Below are 22,188 nucleotides of genomic sequence, written 5' to 3'. Positions count from 1 at the left end.
ACCGATATGTGGCGCGCTACAACAATGTAAGGCGCCACAGCTACAACGGTTACCACTCGCCGGTAGCGGCAGAAAAGATGGCGGCGTGAGAACCGAAAACAATGTCCAAAATTACTGGACCAGATCAGCCTCGCTCCCACAGGAATTACAGCTGACTTAAGACTTTTTGCCGACTGCGGCAGCCTTGACGCTCCGCTGACGCTGAGCCTCGAACAGGCAAACACCGGTCGCCACGGACACGTTGAGACTGCTGACGCTGCCAGTCATTGGCAAATGCACCAGGTAGTCGCAAAGATCGCGGGTCAGGCGACGCATGCCGCTGCCTTCTGCGCCCATGATCAGAATGGTCGGGCCGGTCATGTCTTGCTGATACAGACTCTGCTCAGCCTCGCCCGCCGTACCGACAACCCACAAACCACGCTGCTTGAGTTTTTCCAGGGTGCGCGCCAGGTTGGTCACGGCGACCAACGGAATCACTTCCGCCGCGCCACAGGCCACTTTACGGACCGTCGGGGTCAGCGTGGCTGACTTGTCCTTCGGCACGATCACCGCCAGCGCACCGGCCGCATCGGCCGAACGCAGGCAAGCGCCGAGGTTGTGCGGATCGGTCACGCCGTCGAGCACCAGCAGCAGCGGTGCGCCTTCAGTACGGTCCAGCAGTTCGTCGAGCATCGCCTCACCCCAGACCTGGCTAGGACTCACGTCCGCCACCACGCCCTGGTGAACACCCTCAACCCACGCATCCAGCTCACGACGCTCGGCCTGACCGACCGCTACGCGGTTCTGGGCGGCGAGTTCGATCAGCGTTTGCACGCGCGGATCACTGCGACCTTCCGCCAGCCAGATCTGCTTGACGCGTTTCGGATGGTGACGCAGCAATGCTTCTACCGCATGCACGCCGTAGATCTTTTCCAACTGACTCATGGTTTGGCCTTAGGTTTACGCGCCCCGCCGCTTCTACCGGCTGGAGCAGCACCCGCTTTTGGCGGGCCTTTACGATGTTTACTCGGTTTTGCTGGCTTGCCGCCGGGAGCCTTGTCAGGCGCCGACCGCCCGGTCTTTCCCCCAGACGCCGCTTTACCGCCGCTTTTCGCTTCAGACAGCAACGCCTGCTTCATTTCACGACTTTTACGCAGCTCGGCGTTTTTTGCCGCGGCATCGCTTGGGCGATAAGCTTCGACAGCTTTTTCCTTGGCAGGACGACGACCGGTTTTTGCCGGTGCCGGTTCTGCGGCGGTTTTAGCGGCAGGAGCGGTTGTTTCGGTTCCGCGCTTCTTGCGTCCAATTGGCGCACTGATGGTTTTTTCAGCCATCTCGAAGTCGATCTTGCGTTCGTCGAGGTCAACGCGCATCACGCGCACTTCAACGGTGTCGCCCAGACGGAAGCTGCGACCGGTACGCTCACCGGCGAGGCGGTGGTGCACAGGGTCGAAGTGGTAGTAATCGCCCGGCAGCGCGGTGACGTGCACCAAGCCTTCGACGTAGATATCGGTCAGTTCGACGAACAAGCCAAAACCGGTCACGGCGGTGATCACACCCGGGAACGATTCGCCGACGCGATCCTTCATGAACTCGCACTTGAGCCAGTTCACAACATCGCGCGTGGCCTCGTCGGCACGGCGCTCGCTCATAGAGCACTGCTCGCCGAGTTGCTCCAGCGCCGCTTCGTCGTACGGATAGATGCGCGCTTTCGGAATGGTCATCGCGCCGGCACGGCGAACGTGCGGCGTGTTCTGCTTGGAATGGATGACGCTGCGGATCGCCCGGTGCGTGAGCAAGTCCGGGTAGCGGCGGATCGGCGAGGTGAAGTGGGTATAGGCTTCGTAATTCAGGCCGAAGTGGCCCTGGTTATCAGCGCTGTACACCGCCTGGCTCAACGAACGCAGCATGACGGTCTGGATCAGATGGAAATCCGGACGGTCCTTGATGCTTGCCAGCAAGGCCTGGTAGTCCTTCGGCGACGGGCCATCCTTGCCTTTGTGCAGGGACAGGCCGAGCTCACCCAGGAAGGCGCGCAGTTTTTCCAGACGCTCCGGCGGCGGACCATCGTGGACGCGGTACAGCGCCGGGATTTCGTGCTTTTTCAGAAATTCGGCGGTGGCCACGTTGGCCGCCAACATGCATTCCTCGATCAGCTTGTGCGCATCGTTACGAACGGTTGGGCGGATTTCGGCAATCTTGCGCTCGGTCCCGAAGATGATCCGGGTTTCCTGCGTTTCGAAGTCGATCGCGCCACGCACGTGACGAGCGGCCAGCAGCACTTTGTACAGCGCGTAAAGCTGCTTGAGGTGCGGCAGAACGTCGTTGTACTCGCCACGAAGCTGACGCGCCTCGGTGAGTTTCGGCGTTTCCAGCATCGCGCTGACTTTGTTGTAAGTCAGGCGGGCGTGGGAGTGAATCACCGCTTCGTAGAAGCAGTAGTCGGTCATTTCGCCGGACTTGGAGATGGTCATCTCGCAAACCATGGCCAGACGATCGACGTGCGGGTTCAGCGAGCACAGGCCGTTGGACAGCTGCTCAGGCAGCATCGGCACAACGCGCTCGGGGAAGTACACCGAGTTGCCGCGAACCTGGGATTCGTTGTCCAGGGCCGAACCGATTTTCACATAGCTGGAAACGTCGGCAATCGCCACGTACAACTTCCAGCCACCGGAGAACAGGCGCAGCTTGCCCGGCTTGGATTCGCAGTAAACCGCGTCATCGAAGTCGCGCGCGTCTTCACCGTCGATGGTCACAAACGGCAGATGACGCAGGTCGATGCGCTTCTCTTTGTCTTTCTCTTCGACTTCCGGCTTGAGCTTGGCGGCTTCTTTCAAGACCGCTTCAGGCCAGACGTGAGGAATGTCGTAGGTGCGCAGGGCGACATCGATTTCCATGCCCGGCGCCATGTAATTGCCCACGACTTCGACCACGTCGCCTTGCGGCTGGAAGCGTGGTGTCGGCCAGTGAGTGATCTTCACCTCAACGAATTGACCGATCTGGGCATTGGCATTGCGGCCCGGTGTGACCAGCACTTCTTGCTGGATCTTCGGGTTATCCGCAACGACGAAGCCGATGCCGCCTTCTTCGAAGTAGCGACCGACGATGGTCTCGTGAGCACGAGAGACCACTTCGACGATCATGCCTTCGCGGCGACCGCGACGGTCGAGGCCGGAAACACGGGCCAGGGCACGGTCGCCGTCGAATACCAGGCGCATTTGCGCCGGGCTCATGAACAGGTCGTCACTGCCGTCGTCCGGAACCAGGAAGCCGAAGCCGTCACGGTGACCGCTGATGCGGCCCAGGATCAGGTCGAGCTTGTCCACCGGCGCATAGGTACCGCGACGGGTATAGATGAGTTGAGCATCGCGCTCCATGGCGCGCAGGCGGCGACGCAGGGCTTCGATCTGGTCTTCTGTGGTCAGACCAAACTCTTCGACCAGCTGCTCGCGGTTAGCAGGCGAACCTCGATCAGCAAGGTGCTGAAGGATCAGTTCGCGGCTAGGAATAGGGTTTTCATATTTTTCCGCTTCACGAGCGGCCTCGGGATCGAGGGACTGCCAATCGGCCATTAGAGAGTTTTCACCTTGTCTATATGCGGGTTAGTTTGGCATAGGCGTAATGAAACGGGAAATTTCAAGCTATGACAGCCCTTCTAAAGCCCTTTATCGACATCGCAACGCTGATTTGAAGACCACTGGTGAAATTTTCCAGATTTTTTTGATGTCGGGGGTTTACAGTTAAAAAGACGCTCCGTATAGTGCGCGCCATCGACGACGCAGACGCGCTGCCGATACTGCCCAGATGGTGAAATTGGTAGACACGCCAGCTTCAGGTGCTGGTGACCGCAAGGTCGTGGAAGTTCGAGTCTTCTTCTGGGCACCAATTTCGAGCTTGAGATTAGTTCAATTTCAAGGCTCACACAAAAACCCGCGAAAGCGGGTTTTTGCATTCTAAGCATCTGATTTAATAAATCTAAATCAGGGGTTTACAGATCAAAACGCTCTCCGTATAGTGCGCCACATCAACAGCGGCAACGCTTGCGATGAATGCCCAGATGGTGAAATTGGTAGACACGCCAGCTTCAGGTGCTGGTGACCGCAAGGTCGTGGAAGTTCGAGTCTTCTTCTGGGCACCAATTCAAATTCAAGGTCACGATCTTGAATTTCACAGAAACCCGCGAAAGCGGGTTTTTGCGTTTCTGGCTTCCGAAAACCAATCCCCCTCTTAAGAAACACACGACCTGTAATTGAATGGACTCGCCCAAGCCGAGGCGTCGATGCGCCACGGTGGCATTCTATGAAAGCCAACGACAGCGAGGGCGAGGCCATGAGCAAGCATACGACGATAAACAAATCCTTGTCGCCAGCCGCTCTAGCAGACACTTCCCAGGCCAGCAAGGCGCACTTGAGAAACAATATCGTTTATCATTGTTGCAAGTTTTTGCAATGCGACAGTGAGGAACCTTGCGAATGATGTTTCGAAATACCCTGCGCCGCGGCCTGACCTTCACCCTCCTCGGCCTGGTACTCACCACTCCCCTCACCCAGGCTGCCGACCCGGTTTCCCTGACACTCTATAACGGTCAACACAAGGAAGTCGGTGACGCCATCGCCAACGCTTTCGAAGCCAAGACCGGCATCCACGTCAACGTACGCAAAGGCAGCAGCAACCAGCTCGCCAGCCAGATCGTGGAAGAAGGCGATCGCTCCCCCGCCGATGTGATTTACACCGAAGAGTCGCCGCCGTTGAACAAACTGGGCGAGCAAGGCCTGCTGGCCAAGACCGACGACGCCACGCTGGCGGTTTTGCCCAAGGAATATGTAGCGGGCAACGGCACCTGGATAGGTATCACGGCCCGGGTGCGGGTCGTTGCGTTTAACCCCAAGCTGATTGATGAAAAGGACCTGCCCACGTCGGTGATGGATTTCTCCAATCCAAAATGGCAAGGCAAGGTCGGCTTCGTGCCTACCAGTGGCGCCTTTCAGGAACAGGCCGTGGCGATCATCAAAGTGCACGGCATGGATGCGGCCGAAGAATGGCTGACCGGCCTGCGCGCGTTCGGCAAGACCTACAGCAACAACATGGTCGCCCTGAAAGCCGTGGAAAATGGCGAAGTTGCCACCGTACTGGTGAATAACTATTACTGGTTCGCCTTGCAACGCGAGAAGGGCCAGCTCGATTCGAAACTGCATTACTTCACCGGCGGCGACGTTGGCGGGCTGATCACCGTTTCCAGCGCGGCCGTGCTGAAATCCAGCAAACACCCACAAGAAGCCCAACAATTCCTCGCCTATATGGCTAGCGAAGAGGGTCAGCGGGTAATCACCCAGACCACCGCGGAATACCCGCTGCACAAAGGCATGGAATCGGATCGCGGCCTCAAGCCGTTCAGCGAACTGCAAGCCCCTAACGTCACACCGGCCGATCTGGGCAATGCCGAACAAGCCCTGGACCTGGAACGTGACGTTGGCTTGAACTGATGAGCGCATCGTTATCCACCCCCGCTTCGCGCGGGGGTTACGTGCCACGGCGCAAGCGGCCGTCGATCTGGCTGCTGCTGCCGGTTCTGCTGTTGGTCGTGCTCAGCCTGTTGCCGCTGCTGTATGTCGGACTCAAAGCCTGGCAAGCCGGGTGGGCCGAGGCGTTACACCTGCTGTGGCGGCCTTATGTGTTTGGACTGCTGCGCAATACGTTGGCGCTGATGGCTGGCGTGACGCTGGCCTGCGGCGTGATCGGCCTGTCACTGGCCTGGCTACTGGAACGCAGCAACCTGCCTGGACGGCGTTTGTGGGGTGTCATCCTCTGCTTGCCGTTCGCCGTTCCAGCGTTTGTCAGCAGCTTTACCTGGGTTTCGCTCAGCGCTCACTTCGAAGGCTTGGGTGGGGCGATTCTGGTGATGACGCTGTCCAAGTACCCGCTGATCTTTCTGCCCGTCGCGGCGACGTTACGCAATCTTGATCCCTCTCTTGAAGAGTCCGCCCGCACGCTTGGACAGAATCGCTGGGGCGTGTTTTTCAGAATCACACTGCCGCTGCTCTGGCCATCATTGCTGGCGGGCTCATTGCTGATCGCGCTGCACATGCTGGTGGAGTTCGGCGCGCTGTCGATCATCGGCTTGCAAACCTTTACCACGGCGATTTATCAGCAGTTCGAACTGGAATTCAGCAATGCCAACGCGGCGATGCTTTCGGCGGTGTTGCTGGCGCTGTGCCTGGTATTGCTGTGGCTGGAACTGCGGGTTCGCGGCAAGGGCCGGCATGTTCGTACCGGCCAGGGCGCGGCGCGGCAGGCGGAACAGGTTCAATTAGGGCCTTGGGCAGGTGCCGGACAGCTTTACTGCCTGACCCTGGCGATCATCGGCAGCGGCATACCACTGGGGATGCTGGTGTACTGGCTGGCGGTCGGTTCTTCAGCAGCGTTCCCGGTAGCCGCAATCAGCGAGGCGCTGCTGTCATCTCTTGCACTCTCCCTCGGCGGTGCAGCGCTCTGTCTGGTGCTGGCCGTGCCGGTGGGTTTGCTGGTGGTGCGCTACAAAGGTCAATTGGCGATCTGGGCCGAGCGCTTACCGTATCTGCTGCATGCGCTGCCGGGCCTGGTGATTGCGCTGACGCTGGTGTATTTCGCGCTGCACTATGTGCCGGCGCTGTACCAGACATCGGCATTGCTGCTGATCGCTTATGCGCTGCTGTTTCTGCCGCTGGCACAGGCGCCGATTCGAACGGCCTTGAACAAGGCTGCGCCGCAATTGGAAGAGGCAGCGCGCACGCTGGGGGCTACGTCGTTCAGCGCGTTTTGCCGGATTACGCTGCCGATTATTTTCCCGGCGTTGGGAGCCGCGTTTGCGCTGGTGTTTCTGGATGCGATGAAGGAGCTCACGGCGACGCTGCTGCTGAGTCCGACCGGGCTCAATACCTTGGCGACTGAGGTCTGGGCGCATACCGCAAACGTGGAGTTTGCGGCGGCGGCGCCTTATGCGGCGTTGTTGATTTTGGTGTCTGGAGTGCCGGTTTATTTGTTAACAACTCGGATGTATTTGAGCCGTTGAGACCGCTTTCGCGAGCAGGCTCGCTCCCACAGTGGTTGTTGGTGAACACCTCAATCAACTGTGGGAGCGAGCCTGCTCGCGATGGGGCCAGACCAGCCAATGCAAGTCTTAGGCCCTGAACTGCCCCAGGCTCGCCTTCAACTGTGCCGCAAGCCCATCCAGCACCTTGCCACTGGCCGTGGTTTCCACCACCGCCTGAGCAGCCTTTTCAGCCTGCGCATGAATGGTTTCAACCCGCCCCCGCACTGCTTGCGCGCCTTGCGCTTGATGCGCGGCGGCCTGAGTCGCCAGACCAATCGCCGCATGCACCTGCTCGACCGACGCCTGCACCGACTGCTGCAACCGCGCACTGTCGCGCAGTACCAGCAAACCTTCGCTGGCCTGGCGTCCCGCCTGACCAATCGCAGCCACTGCTTCACGCGCACCTTGTTGCAAGGCAACAATGTGCGCCTGAATGTCGCCGGTCGAACTCTGGGTCTTGCTCGCCAGCGCCCGCACTTCGTCCGCCACCACGGCAAACCCGCGACCGGTCTCGCCCGCACGCGCCGCTTCGATGGCCGCGTTCAGCGCCAGCAGGTTGGTTTGCTCGGCGATCCCATGGATCACCGTCAACACCACTTCAATCTGCTCACTCTGCTGCGCCAGCCGCTCGATGACTTTCGCCCCGGTATCGACCTGCCCGGCCAACGCTTCGATCAAGCTGCCGACTTTCGCCGAGGTCCGAGTGTTTTCATCAGTGGCCGAACGAATGTCCACCACCTGCTGCAACGCAGCCTGCATGGCGTGGCTTTCAGACTGGGCTTCATCAGCCATCCGCGACAACGCGCGCAAACTCTCGGCCACTTCATCGCGCTGCATGCCCGCCGCCTTATCAGCCCCGGCATTACGCAGGGTCATGGCACCAATTTCCACGCCGGTACGCTGAGCCACATCGCCCGCTTCGCGCACAATCGGCTGCAACTTATCCACAAAGCGATTGACCGCCGAGGCCATGTCGCCGATTTCGTCCTTGCTGTTGATCTGCACGCGCTTGGTCAGGTCGCCCTCGCCCGCCGCCAGGTCATCCATGGCGCTGATCAGCAGCTTCAAGCGGTTGACCACTCGACGCCCCAGCACCACGGCCAGCAACAGCAGCACACCGCAACCGACCAGCGCCAGGCCCATGCCGATGCGCCAGCGCAAAGTCGCCGCCGCTTCCTGCACAGTGCTCGCGGTATTGGCTTTCATTTCAGACGCCGTGGACTGCGCCGACTGCAAACGCGCCCCCATGGCCGCAGCACTGTCTGCGGCCGCACCCTTGAGGCTATCGCCGACCAGTTGATCACTGCTGGCAATCAGCGCCGAGAAACGCTTGTCCAGGGCCACCAGGTCGGTTTCCACAGAGGCGGTCGAGACCCCCATCACAACCTTGCCGATTTCCACGCCATTAGGGTTGATCGAGGCCTCAAGGTAATAAACCGATGGATCGTTTTTCGCCGCATCCAGCACCTTGTCCAGCGCGCGCTCGCCCTGACCTTTTTCCAACAAGGCCTTGTTGATCGGGTTTTCGCGATTCAGATAACGCGTCAGGTGCTGCCCCGCTGCATCGTCGTAAACCACGAACAACACATTGGGATTGCGCTGTGCCCGACGGGCAAATTCAGACAGGGTTGGAACGTCGCTGTCCCACATGGCGCGGGGGGCGACCGAGGCCAGAAGCTGCGCCATATCATTGGCGGAGTCCTTCAGGTCTTTTTCCAGCATGGCACGCAACTGCGCCTGTTCATCCTTCAAACGCGAGGACAAACCGGCCGTGAGGCGTTGACGCGTGCTGCTCGAGAGGCTGTCGAGGCTCGACGTGACTTCACGCCCTGCCTGCTCAAGCTCGCCAGAGAGTTTTTGACTATCGGCGCCAAGGCGCACACCCAGATCGGCTTCCAGCGCAGTCACTGTGCTCCGGGTCAGGGCAACAGCCACCAGCACCTGCACCAAAAGGGCGATACCCAAGGTAACGAACACAGGCCGCAACAAACGGCTTTGTAACAATGAGAGAACGGCTGACACTTAAAATCCCTCTGCTTGGGCGCCATTAAATTGATGGCGCGCTGGAAGCGATGCTTTTAATCAAGATCACAGCAAAGGTCATGCCGTCCGACAGGCATAAACGACAAAGGCCCCAATTAAGGGGCCTTTGTGTTGTACATCAACGACTTATCAGGCGAACGGGTGACGCAGAACGATGGTTTCGTTGCGATCCGGGCCCGTCGAAATAATGTCAATCGGCGCACCGACCAACTCTTCAACGCGTTTGATGTAGTTGCGAGCAGCTTGCGGCAGCTCTTCCAGCGTCTTGGCACCGACGGTGGATTCGGTCCAGCCCGGCATCTCTTCGTACACCGGCTCCAGGCCGATGTAGCTGTCGGCGTCAGTCGGTGCGTCGATCACTGCACCATCCTGGTTCTTGTAGCCAACGCAGATGTTGATGGTTTCCAGACCGTCCAGTACGTCCAGCTTGGTCAGGCACAGACCCGAAATGCTGTTGACGTCGATAGCGCGACGCAGGATGACGGCGTCGAACCAGCCGCAACGACGGGCACGGCCGGTGGTAGCACCGAACTCGTGGCCACGCTTGGCGAGGAACGCGCCAACGTCATCGAACAGCTCAGTCGGGAACGGTCCCGAGCCAACGCGAGTGGTGTAGGCCTTGGTGATGCCCAGGATGTAATCCAGGTACATCGGACCAAAACCCGAACCGGTGGCGATGCCGCCCGCAGTGGTGTTGGAGCTGGTGACGTACGGGTAGGTACCGTGGTCGATGTCCAGCAGGGAGCCTTGGGCGCCTTCGAACATGATGTCTTTGCCGGCGCGACGCAGCTCGTGCAGCTCGGCGGTGACGTCGAGCATCATCGGCTTCAGCAGCTCGGCGTACTCCATGCACTCGTCCAGAGTCTTCTGGAAGTCGATCGCTGGTTCTTTGTAGTAATTGACCAGTACGAAGTTGTGGTAATCCAGCAACTCGCCCAGCTTGGCGGCGAAACGCTCACGATGGAACAGGTCGCCGATGCGCAGACCGCGACGTGCCACCTTGTCTTCGTAGGCCGGGCCGATGCCGCGACCGGTGGTACCGATCTTCAGCTCGCCACGGGCTTTTTCACGAGCCTGGTCCAGCGCTACGTGGTAGGACAGGATCAGCGGGCAGGACGGGCTGATACGCAGGCGCTCGCGCACCGGTACGCCTTTCTCTTCCAGCTTGATGATTTCCCGCAGCAGAGCGTCGGGTGCAACCACCACGCCGTTACCGATCAGGCACTGCACGCCTTCGCGCAGCACGCCCGAAGGGATCAGGTGCAAGACGGTTTTCTCGCCGTCGATCACCAGAGTGTGACCAGCGTTGTGGCCACCCTGGTAGCGCACTACGGCGGCAGCATGTTCGGTCAGCAGATCAACGATCTTGCCTTTGCCCTCATCACCCCATTGGGTGCCCAGGACTACGACATTCTTACCCATAACACTTGTCCTCATTCGCGCAAACTTGGTGCCGGCGGCGGCCGGCAGGAAAACTCAAGAAGCCAGCGGCAATACTTGCCAAAGCCCGTTCTGCTGAATCAATTGCCGGTCGCAGTCCGCTTCACGGGCGGCGGCCAATGGTTGCCCAGGCAATGCCTGAACGACACGCTGACCCTCACTGCGCAACTGGCAAACCTGCTGCCAGAGTGCCGCATCCGTACTGTCAGGCATCCAGATACCGCCAGACGGTAGCTCGATTTCAGCACGCCCCAGGGTCACCAGGGTTTTCAAATCGGTAGAGAAGCCGGTGGCCGGACGAGCGCGACCGAAGTCGGCGCCGATATCGTCGTAACGACCGCCCTGGGCAATGGACTGGCCAACACCCGGCACGAACACCGCGAACACCACACCGGTGTGGTAGTGGTAACCGCGCAACTCGCCCAGGTCGAAGTACAGCGGCAGTTCCGGGAAACGCACGGACAAACGTTCGGCAATCGCCAACAGGTCGTCCAGAGCAGCCAGAACAGGGGCCGGCGCATTCGCCAGACGCTCGCGGGCAGCGCTCAACACTTCACGGCCGCCACACAAATCAACCAATGCGCGCAGCATGCCCGACAAGTCGGCAGGCAGGCCTTCGGTCAAGGTAATGACCTCGTCGATGGCTTTGCGTTGCAACGCATCGAACAATTGTTGCTCGACTTCGCCGGACAATCCGGCGGCGCGGGCCAAGCCACGGTAGATGCCGACATGGCCGAGATCCATGTGCACATCCGGCACATCGGCCAGTTGCAGCATAGCCAACATCAGACTGATGACTTCCACATCGCTGCTCGGGCTGCCATCGCCATACAACTCGGCACCCAACTGAATCGGGCTGCGCGAGGATGACAACGCACGCGGCTGAGCGTGCAGCACGCTACCGGCATAGCACAGACGGCTCGGGCCTTCGCGACGCAAGGTGTGCGCATCGATGCGCGCCACTTGCGGCGTGATGTCGGCACGGAAACCCATCTGCCGGCCCGATTGCGGGTCGATGACCTTGAAGGTACGCAGATCGAGGTCCGAGCCCGCGCCGGTCAGCAGGGATTCCAGGTACTCGATATGGGGAGTCACGACAAACTCGTAACCCCAGCTCTGGAACAGATCCAACACCTGACGACGCGCCACTTCAATGCGCGCCGCTTCTGGTGGCAGTACTTCTTCGATGCCATCTGGCAGCAGCCAGCGGTCTACCGTTGCCATTACGCCATTCCCCTATGATCCGGGCGGCAAGCCGTCGGGCGAGCCTTGAGTGAAGCAGAAAATGATCGGTTCATGTGCAAACCACGCGCATGAACAACACGGCGAAAAGCCTCAAACCGGCTTCGCCAACCACTTTCCTCGAAAATCCTGTCGAGTCATTCAACTCGGTCTTCTGCCTGAAAACAGCAATCAAACGTGCAGACGCAAAAAAGCCGGGAATTTCCCGGCTGCCGCATCATACACACGTTTTCCCAAAGGATCACCCCGCCCGAGGCTTTAGCCGCCAGGCGGGGGATGATTCAGGTCAACGCGGTATCAAGGCTTGGCTTTTTCCAGGTAACGGAAGAAGTCGCTGCTTGGGTCCAGGACCATGACGTCGGATTTGTTCGCGAAGCTTTCACGGTAGGCACGCAGGCTACGGTAGAACGCGTAGAACTCCTGGTCCTGGCCGTAGGCCTTGGAGTAGATGGAAGATGCCTGGGCATCACCGTCACCGCGAACCTCTTCAGATTCACGATAGGCTTCAGCCAGCAACACGCGGCGCTGACGATCGGCGTCGGCACGGATGCCTTCTGCCAGCTCGTTACCCTTGGCGCGGTGCTCGCGAGCTTCACGCTCACGCTCGGTGCTCATACGCTCGAACACGCTGCGGTTCACTTCTTTCGGCAGGTCGATGGCCTTGACCCGAACATCGACGACTTCGATGCCCAGTTCTTTTTCCGCCATCTTGTTCAGCGAAGCGGTGATGTCAGCCATCAGCGCGTCACGCTCACCAGAAACCACTTCATGCAGCGTGCGCTTACCGAACTGGTCACGCAGGCCCGATTCCAGACGACGGGACAGACGCTCGTCGGCGATCTGCTTGAGCCCGGAAGTTGCGGTGTAGAAGCGCTCGGCGTCTTTCACGCGCCACTTGGCGAAGGCATCCACCATGACGGCTTTCTTTTCCAGCGTCAGGAAGCGTTGCGTCGGTGCATCCAGCGTCATCAGGCGTGCGTCGAATTTACGCACCTGGTTAACGTAAGGCACTTTCACATGCAGGCCCGGCTGAACATCGGCCTGAACCACGCGACCGAACTGCAGCAACACCGCACGCTCGGTCTGAGCCACGATGTAGAAGCAGTTCCAGGCCGCGATCGCCACGACGACGCCGACAATAAGGGCGATCAGCGATTTATTGCTCATCAGCGACTCTCCCTGGTACGTGCTTGCTGTTGTTGCAGATCAGCTGCTGCACGCGTATTCGCTTCATTGCTGCTGGCTGCCGCGCCCGAAGCCGGAGCGCTGCTGGTGGTGCGACCACTTTCGACCATCTTGTCCAGCGGCAAGTACAGCAGATTGCTCTGGCCATTCTTGTTGCCGGTCACGAGTACCTTGCTGGTGTTGGTGAAGACTTCCTGCATGGTGTCCAGGTACAGACGCTCGCGGGTAACTTCAGGAGCCTTGCGGTATTCATAGACCAGTTTGGTGAAGCGATCAGCCTCACCCTTGGCGCGCGAGACGGTTTCGTCACGGTAACCATTGGCATCCTCGAGGATACGCTGGGCCTGACCACGGGCTTCCGGCACGACGCCGTTGGCATAGGTTTCAGCCTGGTTACGCGAACGCTGCTCGTCTTCACGGGCACGGATCACGTCATCGAAGGCTTCCTGGACTTCACGCGGTGCCGCTGCGTTCTGAACGTTGACCTGGGTAACGGTGATACCGGTGCGATAGGTATCCATGAAGCGTTGCAGACGCTCCTTGATCTCGCTGGCCATCAACTCACGGCCCTCAGTCAGTACCTGGTCCATGGCGGTAGAGCCCACCACGTGACGCAAGGCACTGTCTGTCGCTTGCTGCAGGCTGATTTCCGGCTGATCGACATCCAGCACGAAATCCTGCAGGTTGCTGATCTTGTATTGCACGGTCAGCGGCACTTCGACGATGTTCTCGTCTTCGGTCAGCATCTGCCCCTGCTTGGTGTACGAACGCTCACGCGTAACGTTTTCCAGGTACTTCTTGTCGATCGGCGGGAAATAGATGTTCAGGCCCGGGCCGACGGTTTCGTAGTACTTGCCGAAGCGCAGCACCACGGCTTGCTCCTGCTCGTCGACGACGTAGACCGCGCTGTACAGCCAAACAGCCGCCAGCACGACAAGGCCGATGCCAAGAATGCCGCCGAAGCCGCCGCTCTTGCCCGAACCACCGCCGTCATCACCGCGTTTCTTACCACCACCGAACAACCCGTTCAGGCTTTCCTGCAGCTTTCGGAAGGCCTCGTCGAGATCCGGTGGTCCCTTGCGGTCGCCGTTATTGCGGCGCTTGCCACCCCAAGGATCCTGATTATTCGAGTTGCCACCCGGCTCATTCCAAGCCATAGCGCTCTCCATCTGATAAAGCAAAGACGCACCCACGGCGCGCCGACCAATGCTACAGAATGCCTGTCACCACGACACAACCGCTTTCTCAGGCTTTTATTGCAAAGTGTGTTGCTCGATGAAGTCATTCGGCTGCAAACCTTCGCGGCTCACCAATCGATTCAATTCGATCCGTGGCAAGCGAACGGCCAGCAAGCTGATGCCTTCTTCGTCGTGTTCTTCTTTCTGTACCGCACCGACTTCAAAAAATTGCGCACGCAGTCGAGCAAAACGTTGCGGCAAGCGCAAGGTACCTACAAACAAATCATCCCCAAGCAACTCGGCCAGGGCCTGCTTGAGCAGGTCCAGGCCTGTACCGTCCTTGGCCGACAACCAGACCCGCAGCGGTTTGCCATCGGCATCGCGCTGGATCTGCGGCTCTACGCCCTCGAGCAAATCGAGTTTGTTGTATACCTCAAGGATCGGCAAGTCTTGCGCCCCGATCTCCCCGAGCACCACCATGACCTGTTCAATCTGGGCCATACGCTCGGGTTCATGAGCGTCGATCACATGCAGCAGCAAGTCAGAGTTGCTCGACTCTTCGAGCGTAGCTCGAAATGCCTCAACCAGCTTGTGAGGCAGATGACGAATGAAGCCCACTGTGTCGGCCAGCACGATCGGCCCGAGGTCATCGAGTTCGAGTCGGCGCAAGGTCGGGTCGAGGGTCGCGAAGAGCTGATCAGCAGCGAAGACGTCGGAATCAGTCACCGAGTTGAACAGCGTCGATTTGCCGGCGTTGGTATATCCCACCAGTGAAACCGTTGGAATGTCAGCACGTTTGCGCCCGCGACGAGACTGCTCGCGCTGGCTGCGGACCTTCTCCAGACGCCCCTTGATTTGCCGCAGGCGAACCCGCAACAGGCGTCGGTCGGTTTCGAGCTGGGTTTCACCCGGACCGCGCAGACCGATACCGCCTTTCTGCCGCTCAAGGTGAGTCCAGCCACGAACCAGCCGCGTACTCATGTGCTCAAGCTGGGCCAGTTCGACCTGGAGCTTGCCTTCATGGGTGCGGGCGCGTTGGGCGAAAATATCGAGAATCAGACCCGTGCGGTCGATCACGCGACACTCGAACACACGTTCAAGGTTACGTTCCTGACTGGGCGTGAGGATGTGATTGAAAATCACCAGATCTACCTGCTCGGCGTTGACCAGGTCGCGTAATTCCTCGACCTTGCCGCTGCCAATCAGGTATTTGGCGGTTGGCCGATGACGCGGCACGTTAAAAAACGCGACGGTCTCGGCACCTGCCGATATTGCCAATTCCTGGAACTCCTGCGGATCTTCGCGCGCCTCAGGGTCCTGACCATCCAAGTGAACGAGAATGGCTCGCTCACCACCACCGTGGCGCTCAAAGAACAAAGGAGACTCCTATCAGGCGTTACCTGGCTCAGCGTCACCTGCTTCGGATTCGGTTGCGCTAGGCAGACGAATTGGACGAACCGGCACCACTGTAGAGATAGCGTGTTTGTAAACCATCTGGCTCACGGTGTTTTTCAGCAGGATAACGAACTGGTCGAAAGACTCAATCGTGCCTTGCAGTTTGATACCGTTGACCAGGTAGATAGACACCCCAACTTTCTCTTTACGTAAAGTATTCAAGTAAGGGTCTTGTAGCGAATGCCCTTTTGACATGTGCCGCACTCCTTTAAGGATTCAAAATAAAAAAATAGGTAAACAGATGGCTTCAGCCGTCACACCCCCAAGGATAGACGGCAATTGAAAGGACTCAGCTCAATATGGAGATGGTCCCCAAGTATTTCAAGGCGCGCGGCAGATTGTCGCAATCGAGGCTGTCCAGCCAGTGTAAATCAGCCCAACTGCGCAGCCAGGTGAACTGACGCTTTGCCAATTGGCGCGTGGCAATGATTCCGCGCTCCTGCATCTCGGCTTGCGTCAGCTTGCCATCCAGGTAATCCCAGACTTGTCGGTAGCCTACTGCACGTATAGACGGCAACCCGGAATGCAGGTCACTTCTCTTACGCAGGGCTACGACCTCGTCAATGAATCCCTGTTCCAACATATTCGTGAATCTTTGTTTAATTCGCTCGTGCAGTACCTGGCGATTTGCCGGAGCAATGGCCAAGTTCGCGACAGTATAGGGCAATTGTTGCAGTCCCGAAGCGGCTGCTTCAGTACTTTGCGCAGTTTGTCTCAGTCGCAGCTCGGTCATGCTCTGACCGCTGACGCGATAAACTTCCAGTGCTCGACTGAGTCGCTGCGGATCGTTTGGATGAATACGCGCCGCCGATTCCGGATCGATGACCGCCAATTGATCGTGCAGCGCTTGCCAGCCAAGGCGCGCAGCTTCTTCCTCGATCTGCGCACGCACATCCGGATCAGCCGCCGGCATGTCCGCCAGACCTTCGACCAACGCCTTGTAATAGAGCATTGTGCCGCCCACCAGCAGCGGGATTTTTCCCCGCGCAGTGATATCGGCCATCGCTTCAAGGGCATCACGGCGAAAATCAGCGGCCGAATAGCTCTCGGCCGGGTCAAGAATGTCGATCAAACGGTGCGGGAATTCACTCAGAATTTCTTTCGAAGGCTTGGCAGTACCGATGTCCATGCCACGGTAGACCAGTGCCGAATCGACGCTAATCAGTTCGCACGGCAGGACTTTGGTCAGTTCGATGGCCAGGTCGGTCTTGCCCGCAGCAGTCGGGCCCATCAGAAAAATCGCTGGAGGGAGCTGGCTCATCAACGACCGCGCAAGAAGAGTTTGTCCAGATCGTCCAGGCCCAATTGGGTCCAGGTCGGTCGGCCATGGTTGCATTGACCGCTGCGCTCGGTGTTTTCCATGTCACGCAGCAGGCCGTTCATTTCCGGGATCGCCAGACGCCGATTCGCACGAACCGCGCCGTGACAGGCCATCGTCCCGAGCAGTTCGTTCAGATGGGCCTGAATCCGGTCGCTGGAGCCGTATTCCATCAGGTCCGCCAATACATCACTGACCAGTCGGTTGGCTTCAGCTTGCTTGAGCAAGGCCGGGATCTGCCGGATGGCCAGGGATTCAGGCCCCAGGCGCTGCAATTCAAAGCCCAGACGCTGGAACCACGCGACGTGCTCTTCGGCGCAATCGGCTTCGCGCTGACTGACGGCCAATGACTCGGGTACCAGCAGCGGCTGACCGCTCAGGCCTTCGCTGGCCATGGCGATTTTCAGGCGTTCGTACATGATTCGCTCGTGAGCCGCATGCATATCCACCAGCACCAGCCCCTGGGCGTTTTCCGAAAGGATGTAGATACCCTTGAGCTGCGCCAGTGCATAACCCAGCGGCGGAATGTCGTCCTGCCCGGCCGGCAGCGCGACCGCGTTGGCCTCGGGCAGCGGCGCAAAAAACTCGCGGTAGGCGGCCTGAGCTTCGGCGACCGGCACCCCGGACTGAGGCCGCGACGTGTATTGATACTGATAACCGGCGCCAGCGCCCGATCCAGCCGGGGTATTGAACGACGGCTGCGCCTGAGGCTGCTCCAGCAGCGCATTGGCCGCCAGACGCATCTCGCCCTGAGGGCCGAATTCACCGGCGTCCAGGCCGGTCGGTCGCACGATGGCCGTCGCCACCGGTGCGGCCAGATGATCTTCCGGTCGCACATCGCCCAAGGCGCGGTGCAGGGTGCCATAGAGGAAATCGTGAACCATGCGCCCGTCACGGAAACGAACTTCGTGCTTGGTCGGATGCACGTTGACGTCGACACCCGCCGGATCGACTTCGAAAAACAGCACAAACGTCGGATGCCGGCCATTGAACAGCACGTCGCGATAGGCCTGGCGCACCGCGTGGGCCACCAGCTTGTCGCGCACTGCACGGCCATTCACAAAGAAATACTGCAAATCTGCCTGGCTGCGATTGAACGTCGGCAAACCGACCCAACCCCACAAATGCAGGCCATTGCGCTCGATTTCGATCGGTAGCGCCTGCTCGAGAAAACCTGAACCGCAAATGGCTGCCACACGCCGGGCACGGGCCGCGTCATCATGGGCTTCGTGCAGGCTAAGGATGGTTTTGCCGTTGTGACGTAAATGGAACGCCACGTCGAACCGCGCCAACGCCAGACGCTTGATCACTTCTTGCAGGTGATCGAATTCGGTTTTTTCAGTCTTGAGGAATTTGCGCCGCGCCGGGGTGTTGAAGAACAAGTCGCGGACTTCCACCGAGGTGCCGACCGGGTGAGCGGCTGGTTGCACACGAGGCGCCATGTCCCGGCCTTCGGTCTCAACCTGCCAGGCCTGATCGGCATCGCGGGTGCGGGACGTCAGGGTCAGGCGCGCCACGGAGCTGATCGACGCCAGGGCCTCACCTCGGAAACCCAGGCTCATGACCTGTTCCAGGTCCTCAAGGTTACGAATTTTGCTGGTGGCGTGTCGGGCCAGGGCCAGCGGCAGGTCATCGGCAGAAATACCACTGCCGTCGTCGCGCACCCGCAGCAGCTTGACACCACCCTGCTCGACATCGACGTCGATGCGTTTGGCGCCAGAGTCGAGGCTGTTTTCCAGCAGCTCTTTAATCACCGAAGCCGGGCGCTCAACCACCTCGCCGGCGGCAATCTGGTTCGCCAGTCGCGGGCTGAGCAGCTCGATGCGAGCGCTATTGATCATCACCTGATTCATTCTTTAGCCGCCAACTCAGTGCCTGGAATGGTCAGGTGCTGACCGATCTTCAGCTCATCACTCGACAGGTTGTTGGCGCTGCGCAGCGTCGCTGGCGACACCTGATAACGCACGGCAATCATCGCCAGGGTTTCACCCGGATTGACCCGGTGATCACGTGGGCCCTGAGCGATTTTCCCGGAATCACGCAGCCACGCAATGTAAGTGCCCGGCGGCGGATTCTGTTGGAAGAACTGGCGTACGCCGCTGCTGATCGAACGCGCCAGCGCCTGCTGGTGATTCGATGCCGCAAGCTTTGAGGCTTCGTTGGCGTTGGAGATGAACCCGGTTTCGACCAGGATCGACGGGATGTCTGGCGACTTCAGCACCATGAATCCAGCCTGTTCCACACGCTGTTTGTGCAACGGAGTGACACGACCGATATTGCTCAGCACTTTCTGGCCGACGTTCAGGCTGGACGTCAGCGACGCCGTCATCGACAGGTCGAGCAGCACGCCTGCGAGCATGCGGTCTTTGTCATCAAGGCTGACGTTGCCGGCACCGCCAATCAAGTCGGAGCGGTTTTCACTGTCCGCCAGCCAGCGGGCAGTTTCCGATGTAGCGCCACGATCAGACAGGGCGAATACCGAAGCACCGAAGGCGGCGGTCGAAGGCGCGGCGTCGGCGTGGATCGAAACGAACAGGTCGGCGCCTTTCTTGCGGGCGATTTCGGTACGGCCGCGCAGTGGTATGAAGTAGTCGCCGGTACGGGTCAGTTCGGCGCGGAAGCCTTTCATCCCGTTGACCTGACGCTGCAATTCGCGGGCGATGGCCAATACCACGTCTTTTTCCTTCTGACCGCGAGAGCCCGAGGCGCCCGGGTCTTCGCCGCCGTGGCCAGCATCGATCACCACAAGGATGTCGCGCTTGCCGGCCGGTGCCGGTGGAAGCTTGATCGCCGGCTCAACAGGCGTGACCGGCACTGCCGGCACCGTGGCGACCGAAGGCGTTGGTGCTGGCGACGGCGAGGCATCGGCGGCGCTATCAAACAGGTCAACCACCAGTCGGTTACCGTACTGGGCGTTCGGGGCCAGGGAGAAGCTTTTCGGGGTCACGGCCTTTTTCAGGTCGATCACCACCCGCAGGTCGGTCGGCGTGCGTTGAGCCGAACGCATGGCGGTGATGGGGGTATTGGAGGTGTTGACGTTCAGCGGCGCACCGAGTGTCGCACCATTGATGTCGATCACCAGCCGATCCGGAGCAGTCAGGGTGAAAACGCTGTGTTGCACAGGCCCGGTCAGGTCGAACACCAGCCGTGTGTTATCCGGCGCCCGCCACAGGCGAACGCTATTGACCTTCGTGTCGGCCACAGCGTCGACGGTCACCGCCAAAAACAACAATCCTACGGCAGCTACCATCGCGCGAAAGCGCATACCAGACCCCATCATTTAATTGGATTCCAATGCCAAAGCGGCACACCAGGCCTCGCCACGCGAGCCCTGGGATAAAATTTTCAGCGAACGCCCGCTGTCTTGCGGGCTAATGGTAATGGTCAGGTCGGGCTTTGGCAAAAAGCCTGCACCTTTATCGGGCCACTCAATCAGGCACAGGGCGTCGTCGTCGAAGTAGTCGCGAATGCCGAGGTACTCCAGCTCTTCCGGATCGACCAAACGGTACAGGTCGAAATGGAAGGCGCGGACGTCACCGATCTCGTAAGGCTCGACCAGCGTGAATGTCGGACTTTTTACTGCCCCGTCATGCCCCAATCCCCGGATGATGCCCCGTGACAGCGTGGTTTTCCCCGCCCCCAAGTCCCCTTCCAGAAAAATCAGACCGTGCCCTTGGGTGGTTTTTGCGATATGTGCGCCAAAGGCGGTCATCGCCTCTTCATCCGCCAGGTACAGGGTTACTTCAGACACGGTGCTTGCTCCTCCAACAACTGACGAATGGCCGGGATCAGATCACTGGCCGCCAGCCCACGGCCATCTTTACCTTGTTGCTCACCCGCATTGGCGTGCAGCCAGACGGCCAGACACGCGGCGTCGAAGGCTTGCATGCCTTGAGCCAACAGCGCGCCCACCAGACCCGCCAGTACGTCGCCCAAGCCGGCGGTGGCCATGGCCGGATGACCTTGATGACACAACGCCAGACGCCCATCGGGACTGGCGATCAGGCTGCCGGCGCCTTTCAACACCACGACAGCGGTGTATTTTTTGCTCAATGCATGCGCCGCTGCCGGGCGATCCGCCTGCACCTGAGCAGTGCTGATCCCAAGCAACCGTGCCGCTTCACCTGGATGCGGCGTGATCACGCAATCCTTGGGCAAATTCACGCGTTCTTCGGCCAGCATATTCAACGCATCGGCGTCCCAGACTTGCGGCAACGGTGCATTGGCGGCCGCCGACAGCAAACTTTGCCCCCAGGAAGCCTGCCCCAAGCCGGGACCGACCACCAGTACGGAAACTTTTTGCAGCAGTTCCATCAGCTGGTTGGCCGATGACGTGCCCAGCACCATGGCTTCAGGGATTCTAGCCAGCGCGGCGCCAACATGCTCACTGCGAGTGGCCACGGAAACCATGCCGGCCCCGCTACGCAGAGCGCTTTGTGCACTCAGCAGGATCGCGCCACCCAAACCGCGATCACCACCGATCAGCAACACATGGCCGAATTTGCCTTTGTGGGAAGTCGGCGTTCGGGGGGCAAGTTGCGGCAAGTTACGGGCCGTCAGGCGACGAGCACTGACCGACGCGGCCTCAATTACCTGCGGATCAGCGTGTAAATCGTTGAAAACCAGTTCACCGACGACGTCTGCGGCATCACCGGTGAACAGCCCCAGCTTCAACCCGATGAAAGTCACAGTGAGATCGGCATGCACCGCCGCACCGAGGACGCGACCGGTATCGGCGCAAAGGCCCGAAGGGATGTCCACCGCCACCACCGGTAAACCGCAGCCGTTGATCGCTGCAATGGCGTCAGCGTAAGGCGCTCTCACCTCACCCGTCAGACCGGTGCCCAGCAACGCGTCCAGCACGATGCCGCGCAGTTGGGGCTGCGCAGCCCAGGACTCAATCAAAACATTCTCGGAAACGGCCTCGGCATGCGCCAACGCCGCATCCCCCTGCAAACGCTGGGGATCACCGACCGCCAGCACCCGTACTGACCAACCCGCACGCCGGGCCAGCACCGCCACCAGATAACCGTCGCCAGCGTTGTTGCCGTGACCGGCCAGCACACTCAATTCATTCGCCGACGGCCACTGCCGGACCAACGCTCGCCAGGTCGCCCGCGCCGCACGCTGCATCAATTCGAAGCCCGGTACGCCGCCCGCAATCAGGCTCGCATCGAGCCCGCGAACCTGCGCGGCACTATACAGCGCGTCGGGTAAATCATCTTTAGTGTGCGGCATGCGTCTTCGGGCTCCGATGTCTGGCAGAATTATACGCACCT

16 protein-coding genes and 2 tRNA genes are annotated in these 22,188 nt (G+C 59.7%); 4 read left to right on the top strand and 14 right to left on the bottom strand.

Translation table 11 applies throughout. The features are described from left to right. Window positions 1-156: 156 nt before the first annotated feature. Together rlmB and rnr are read right to left on the bottom strand one after the other, a co-directional pair. Entirely contained in the window at window positions 157-924 is a 768-nt protein-coding gene (gene rlmB / locus KGB06_RS24065) for a 23S rRNA (guanosine(2251)-2'-O)-methyltransferase RlmB (protein ID WP_223520186.1), read from the bottom strand. Next, entirely contained in the window at window positions 921-3,551 is a 2,631-nt protein-coding gene (gene rnr, locus KGB06_RS24060; RefSeq protein WP_223520184.1) for a ribonuclease R, read from the bottom strand. Before rnr ends, rlmB begins: the two co-directional genes overlap by 4 nt. A gap of 226 nt (window positions 3,552-3,777) precedes the next feature. Here rnr and KGB06_RS24055 point away from each other — a divergent pair. The 4 genes from KGB06_RS24055 (at window position 3,778) to KGB06_RS24040 (ending at window position 7,027) form a co-directional block, all read left to right on the top strand. Then, window positions 3,778-3,864: transfer RNA gene (locus KGB06_RS24055), tRNA-Leu, on the top strand. A 166-nt stretch (window positions 3,865-4,030) separates the two neighbouring features. Further along, window positions 4,031-4,117: transfer RNA gene (locus KGB06_RS24050), tRNA-Leu, on the top strand. Between the two features lie 334 nt (window positions 4,118-4,451). Continuing rightward, window positions 4,452-5,462: an iron ABC transporter substrate-binding protein gene (locus KGB06_RS24045; protein ID WP_223520182.1), complete on the top strand. Its 1,011-nt coding sequence runs from the start codon at window positions 4,452-4,454 to the stop codon at window positions 5,460-5,462. Continuing rightward, the gene (locus tag KGB06_RS24040) at window positions 5,462-7,027 is read left to right on the top strand and encodes an ABC transporter permease (RefSeq protein ID WP_223520180.1); all 1,566 of its coding nucleotides are present in this window, start codon (window positions 5,462-5,464) and stop codon (window positions 7,025-7,027) included. Before KGB06_RS24045 ends, KGB06_RS24040 begins: the two co-directional genes overlap by 1 nt. Window positions 7,028-7,135: 108 nt before the next feature. Here the strand turns inward: KGB06_RS24040 and KGB06_RS24035 are convergent, their stop codons facing one another. The 12 genes from KGB06_RS24035 to KGB06_RS23980 form a co-directional block, all read right to left on the bottom strand. Next, on the bottom strand, window positions 7,136-9,070 hold the full coding sequence (locus KGB06_RS24035; protein WP_223520178.1) for a methyl-accepting chemotaxis protein: 1,935 nt from the start codon (window positions 9,068-9,070) through the stop codon (window positions 7,136-7,138). A gap of 150 nt (window positions 9,071-9,220) precedes the next feature. Then, window positions 9,221-10,513 carry an adenylosuccinate synthase gene (locus KGB06_RS24030; protein WP_010464193.1) on the bottom strand — a complete coding sequence of 431 codons (1,293 nt, stop codon included), beginning with the start codon at window positions 10,511-10,513 and terminating at the stop codon, window positions 9,221-9,223. Window positions 10,514-10,567: 54 nt separating this feature from the next. After that, on the bottom strand, window positions 10,568-11,755 hold the full coding sequence (locus KGB06_RS24025; RefSeq protein WP_007945592.1) for an ATP phosphoribosyltransferase regulatory subunit: 1,188 nt from the start codon (window positions 11,753-11,755) through the stop codon (window positions 10,568-10,570). Between the two features lie 315 nt (window positions 11,756-12,070). Continuing rightward, window positions 12,071-12,940, bottom strand: coding sequence for a protease modulator HflC (gene hflC / locus KGB06_RS24020; RefSeq protein WP_223520176.1), 870 nt, complete (start codon window positions 12,938-12,940; stop codon window positions 12,071-12,073). Beyond that, window positions 12,940-14,115, bottom strand: coding sequence for an FtsH protease activity modulator HflK (gene hflK / locus KGB06_RS24015; RefSeq protein ID WP_223520174.1), 1,176 nt, complete (start codon window positions 14,113-14,115; stop codon window positions 12,940-12,942). Before hflK ends, hflC begins: the two co-directional genes overlap by 1 nt. Before the next feature lie 96 nt (window positions 14,116-14,211). Beyond that, the gene (gene hflX, locus KGB06_RS24010; protein WP_223520172.1) at window positions 14,212-15,513 is read right to left on the bottom strand and encodes a ribosome rescue GTPase HflX; all 1,302 of its coding nucleotides are present in this window, start codon (window positions 15,511-15,513) and stop codon (window positions 14,212-14,214) included. A gap of 12 nt (window positions 15,514-15,525) precedes the next feature. Next, window positions 15,526-15,786, bottom strand: coding sequence for an RNA chaperone Hfq (gene hfq, locus KGB06_RS24005; protein WP_007902656.1), 261 nt, complete (start codon window positions 15,784-15,786; stop codon window positions 15,526-15,528). A gap of 94 nt (window positions 15,787-15,880) precedes the next feature. Continuing rightward, entirely contained in the window at window positions 15,881-16,852 is a 972-nt protein-coding gene (gene miaA, locus KGB06_RS24000; protein WP_223520170.1) for a tRNA (adenosine(37)-N6)-dimethylallyltransferase MiaA, read from the bottom strand. After that, window positions 16,852-18,762 (bottom strand): DNA mismatch repair endonuclease MutL, encoded by a 1,911-nt coding sequence (mutL, locus tag KGB06_RS23995; protein ID WP_411741867.1) that lies wholly within the window; start codon window positions 18,760-18,762, stop codon window positions 16,852-16,854. The genes miaA and mutL overlap by 1 nt, the downstream gene beginning before the upstream one ends. Beyond that, a complete protein-coding gene (locus KGB06_RS23990) occupies window positions 18,759-20,189 on the bottom strand; it encodes an N-acetylmuramoyl-L-alanine amidase (RefSeq protein ID WP_411741866.1) in 1,431 nt (476 codons plus the stop codon). Before KGB06_RS23990 ends, mutL begins: the two co-directional genes overlap by 4 nt. Further along, window positions 20,190-20,660 carry a tRNA (adenosine(37)-N6)-threonylcarbamoyltransferase complex ATPase subunit type 1 TsaE gene (gene tsaE / locus KGB06_RS23985; RefSeq protein ID WP_223520166.1) on the bottom strand — a complete coding sequence of 157 codons (471 nt, stop codon included), beginning with the start codon at window positions 20,658-20,660 and terminating at the stop codon, window positions 20,190-20,192. Then, a complete protein-coding gene (locus KGB06_RS23980) occupies window positions 20,648-22,147 on the bottom strand; it encodes an NAD(P)H-hydrate dehydratase (protein ID WP_223520164.1) in 1,500 nt (499 codons plus the stop codon). Before KGB06_RS23980 ends, tsaE begins: the two co-directional genes overlap by 13 nt. Window positions 22,148-22,188 lie beyond the last annotated feature (41 nt).

The organism is Pseudomonas sp. GL-B-19 (assembly GCF_019956415.1).
Taxonomy (GTDB): Bacteria; Pseudomonadota; Gammaproteobacteria; order Pseudomonadales; family Pseudomonadaceae; genus Aquipseudomonas.
The sequence above is the reverse complement of the archived record's forward strand: the minus strand, read 5'-3'. Positions and strand labels throughout refer to the sequence as shown.

What these genes read in the sequence shown, in the direction of transcription:
- rlmB (WP_223520186.1), bottom strand. Translation starts at nt 924, where the DNA reads ATGAGTCAGTTGGAAAAGATCTACGGCGTGCATGCGGTAGAAGCATTG.
- rnr (WP_223520184.1), bottom strand. Translation starts at nt 3,551, where the DNA reads ATGGCCGATTGGCAGTCCCTCGATCCCGAGGCCGCTCGTGAAGCGGAA.
- KGB06_RS24045 (WP_223520182.1), top strand. Translation starts at nt 4,452, where the DNA reads ATGATGTTTCGAAATACCCTGCGCCGCGGCCTGACCTTCACCCTCCTC.
- KGB06_RS24040 (WP_223520180.1), top strand. Translation starts at nt 5,462, where the DNA reads ATGAGCGCATCGTTATCCACCCCCGCTTCGCGCGGGGGTTACGTGCCA.
- KGB06_RS24030 (WP_010464193.1), bottom strand. Translation starts at nt 10,513, where the DNA reads ATGGGTAAGAATGTCGTAGTCCTGGGCACCCAATGGGGTGATGAGGGC.
- KGB06_RS24025 (WP_007945592.1), bottom strand. Translation starts at nt 11,755, where the DNA reads ATGGCAACGGTAGACCGCTGGCTGCTGCCAGATGGCATCGAAGAAGTA.
- hflC (WP_223520176.1), bottom strand. Translation starts at nt 12,940, where the DNA reads ATGAGCAATAAATCGCTGATCGCCCTTATTGTCGGCGTCGTCGTGGCG.
- hflK (WP_223520174.1), bottom strand. Translation starts at nt 14,115, where the DNA reads ATGGCTTGGAATGAGCCGGGTGGCAACTCGAATAATCAGGATCCTTGG.
- hfq (WP_007902656.1), bottom strand. Translation starts at nt 15,786, where the DNA reads ATGTCAAAAGGGCATTCGCTACAAGACCCTTACTTGAATACTTTACGT.
- miaA (WP_223520170.1), bottom strand. Translation starts at nt 16,852, where the DNA reads ATGAGCCAGCTCCCTCCAGCGATTTTTCTGATGGGCCCGACTGCTGCG.
- mutL (WP_411741867.1), bottom strand. Translation starts at nt 18,762, where the DNA reads ATGAATCAGGTGATGATCAATAGCGCTCGCATCGAGCTGCTCAGCCCG.
- KGB06_RS23990 (WP_411741866.1), bottom strand. Translation starts at nt 20,189, where the DNA reads ATGATGGGGTCTGGTATGCGCTTTCGCGCGATGGTAGCTGCCGTAGGA.
- KGB06_RS23980 (WP_223520164.1), bottom strand. Translation starts at nt 22,147, where the DNA reads ATGCCGCACACTAAAGATGATTTACCCGACGCGCTGTATAGTGCCGCG.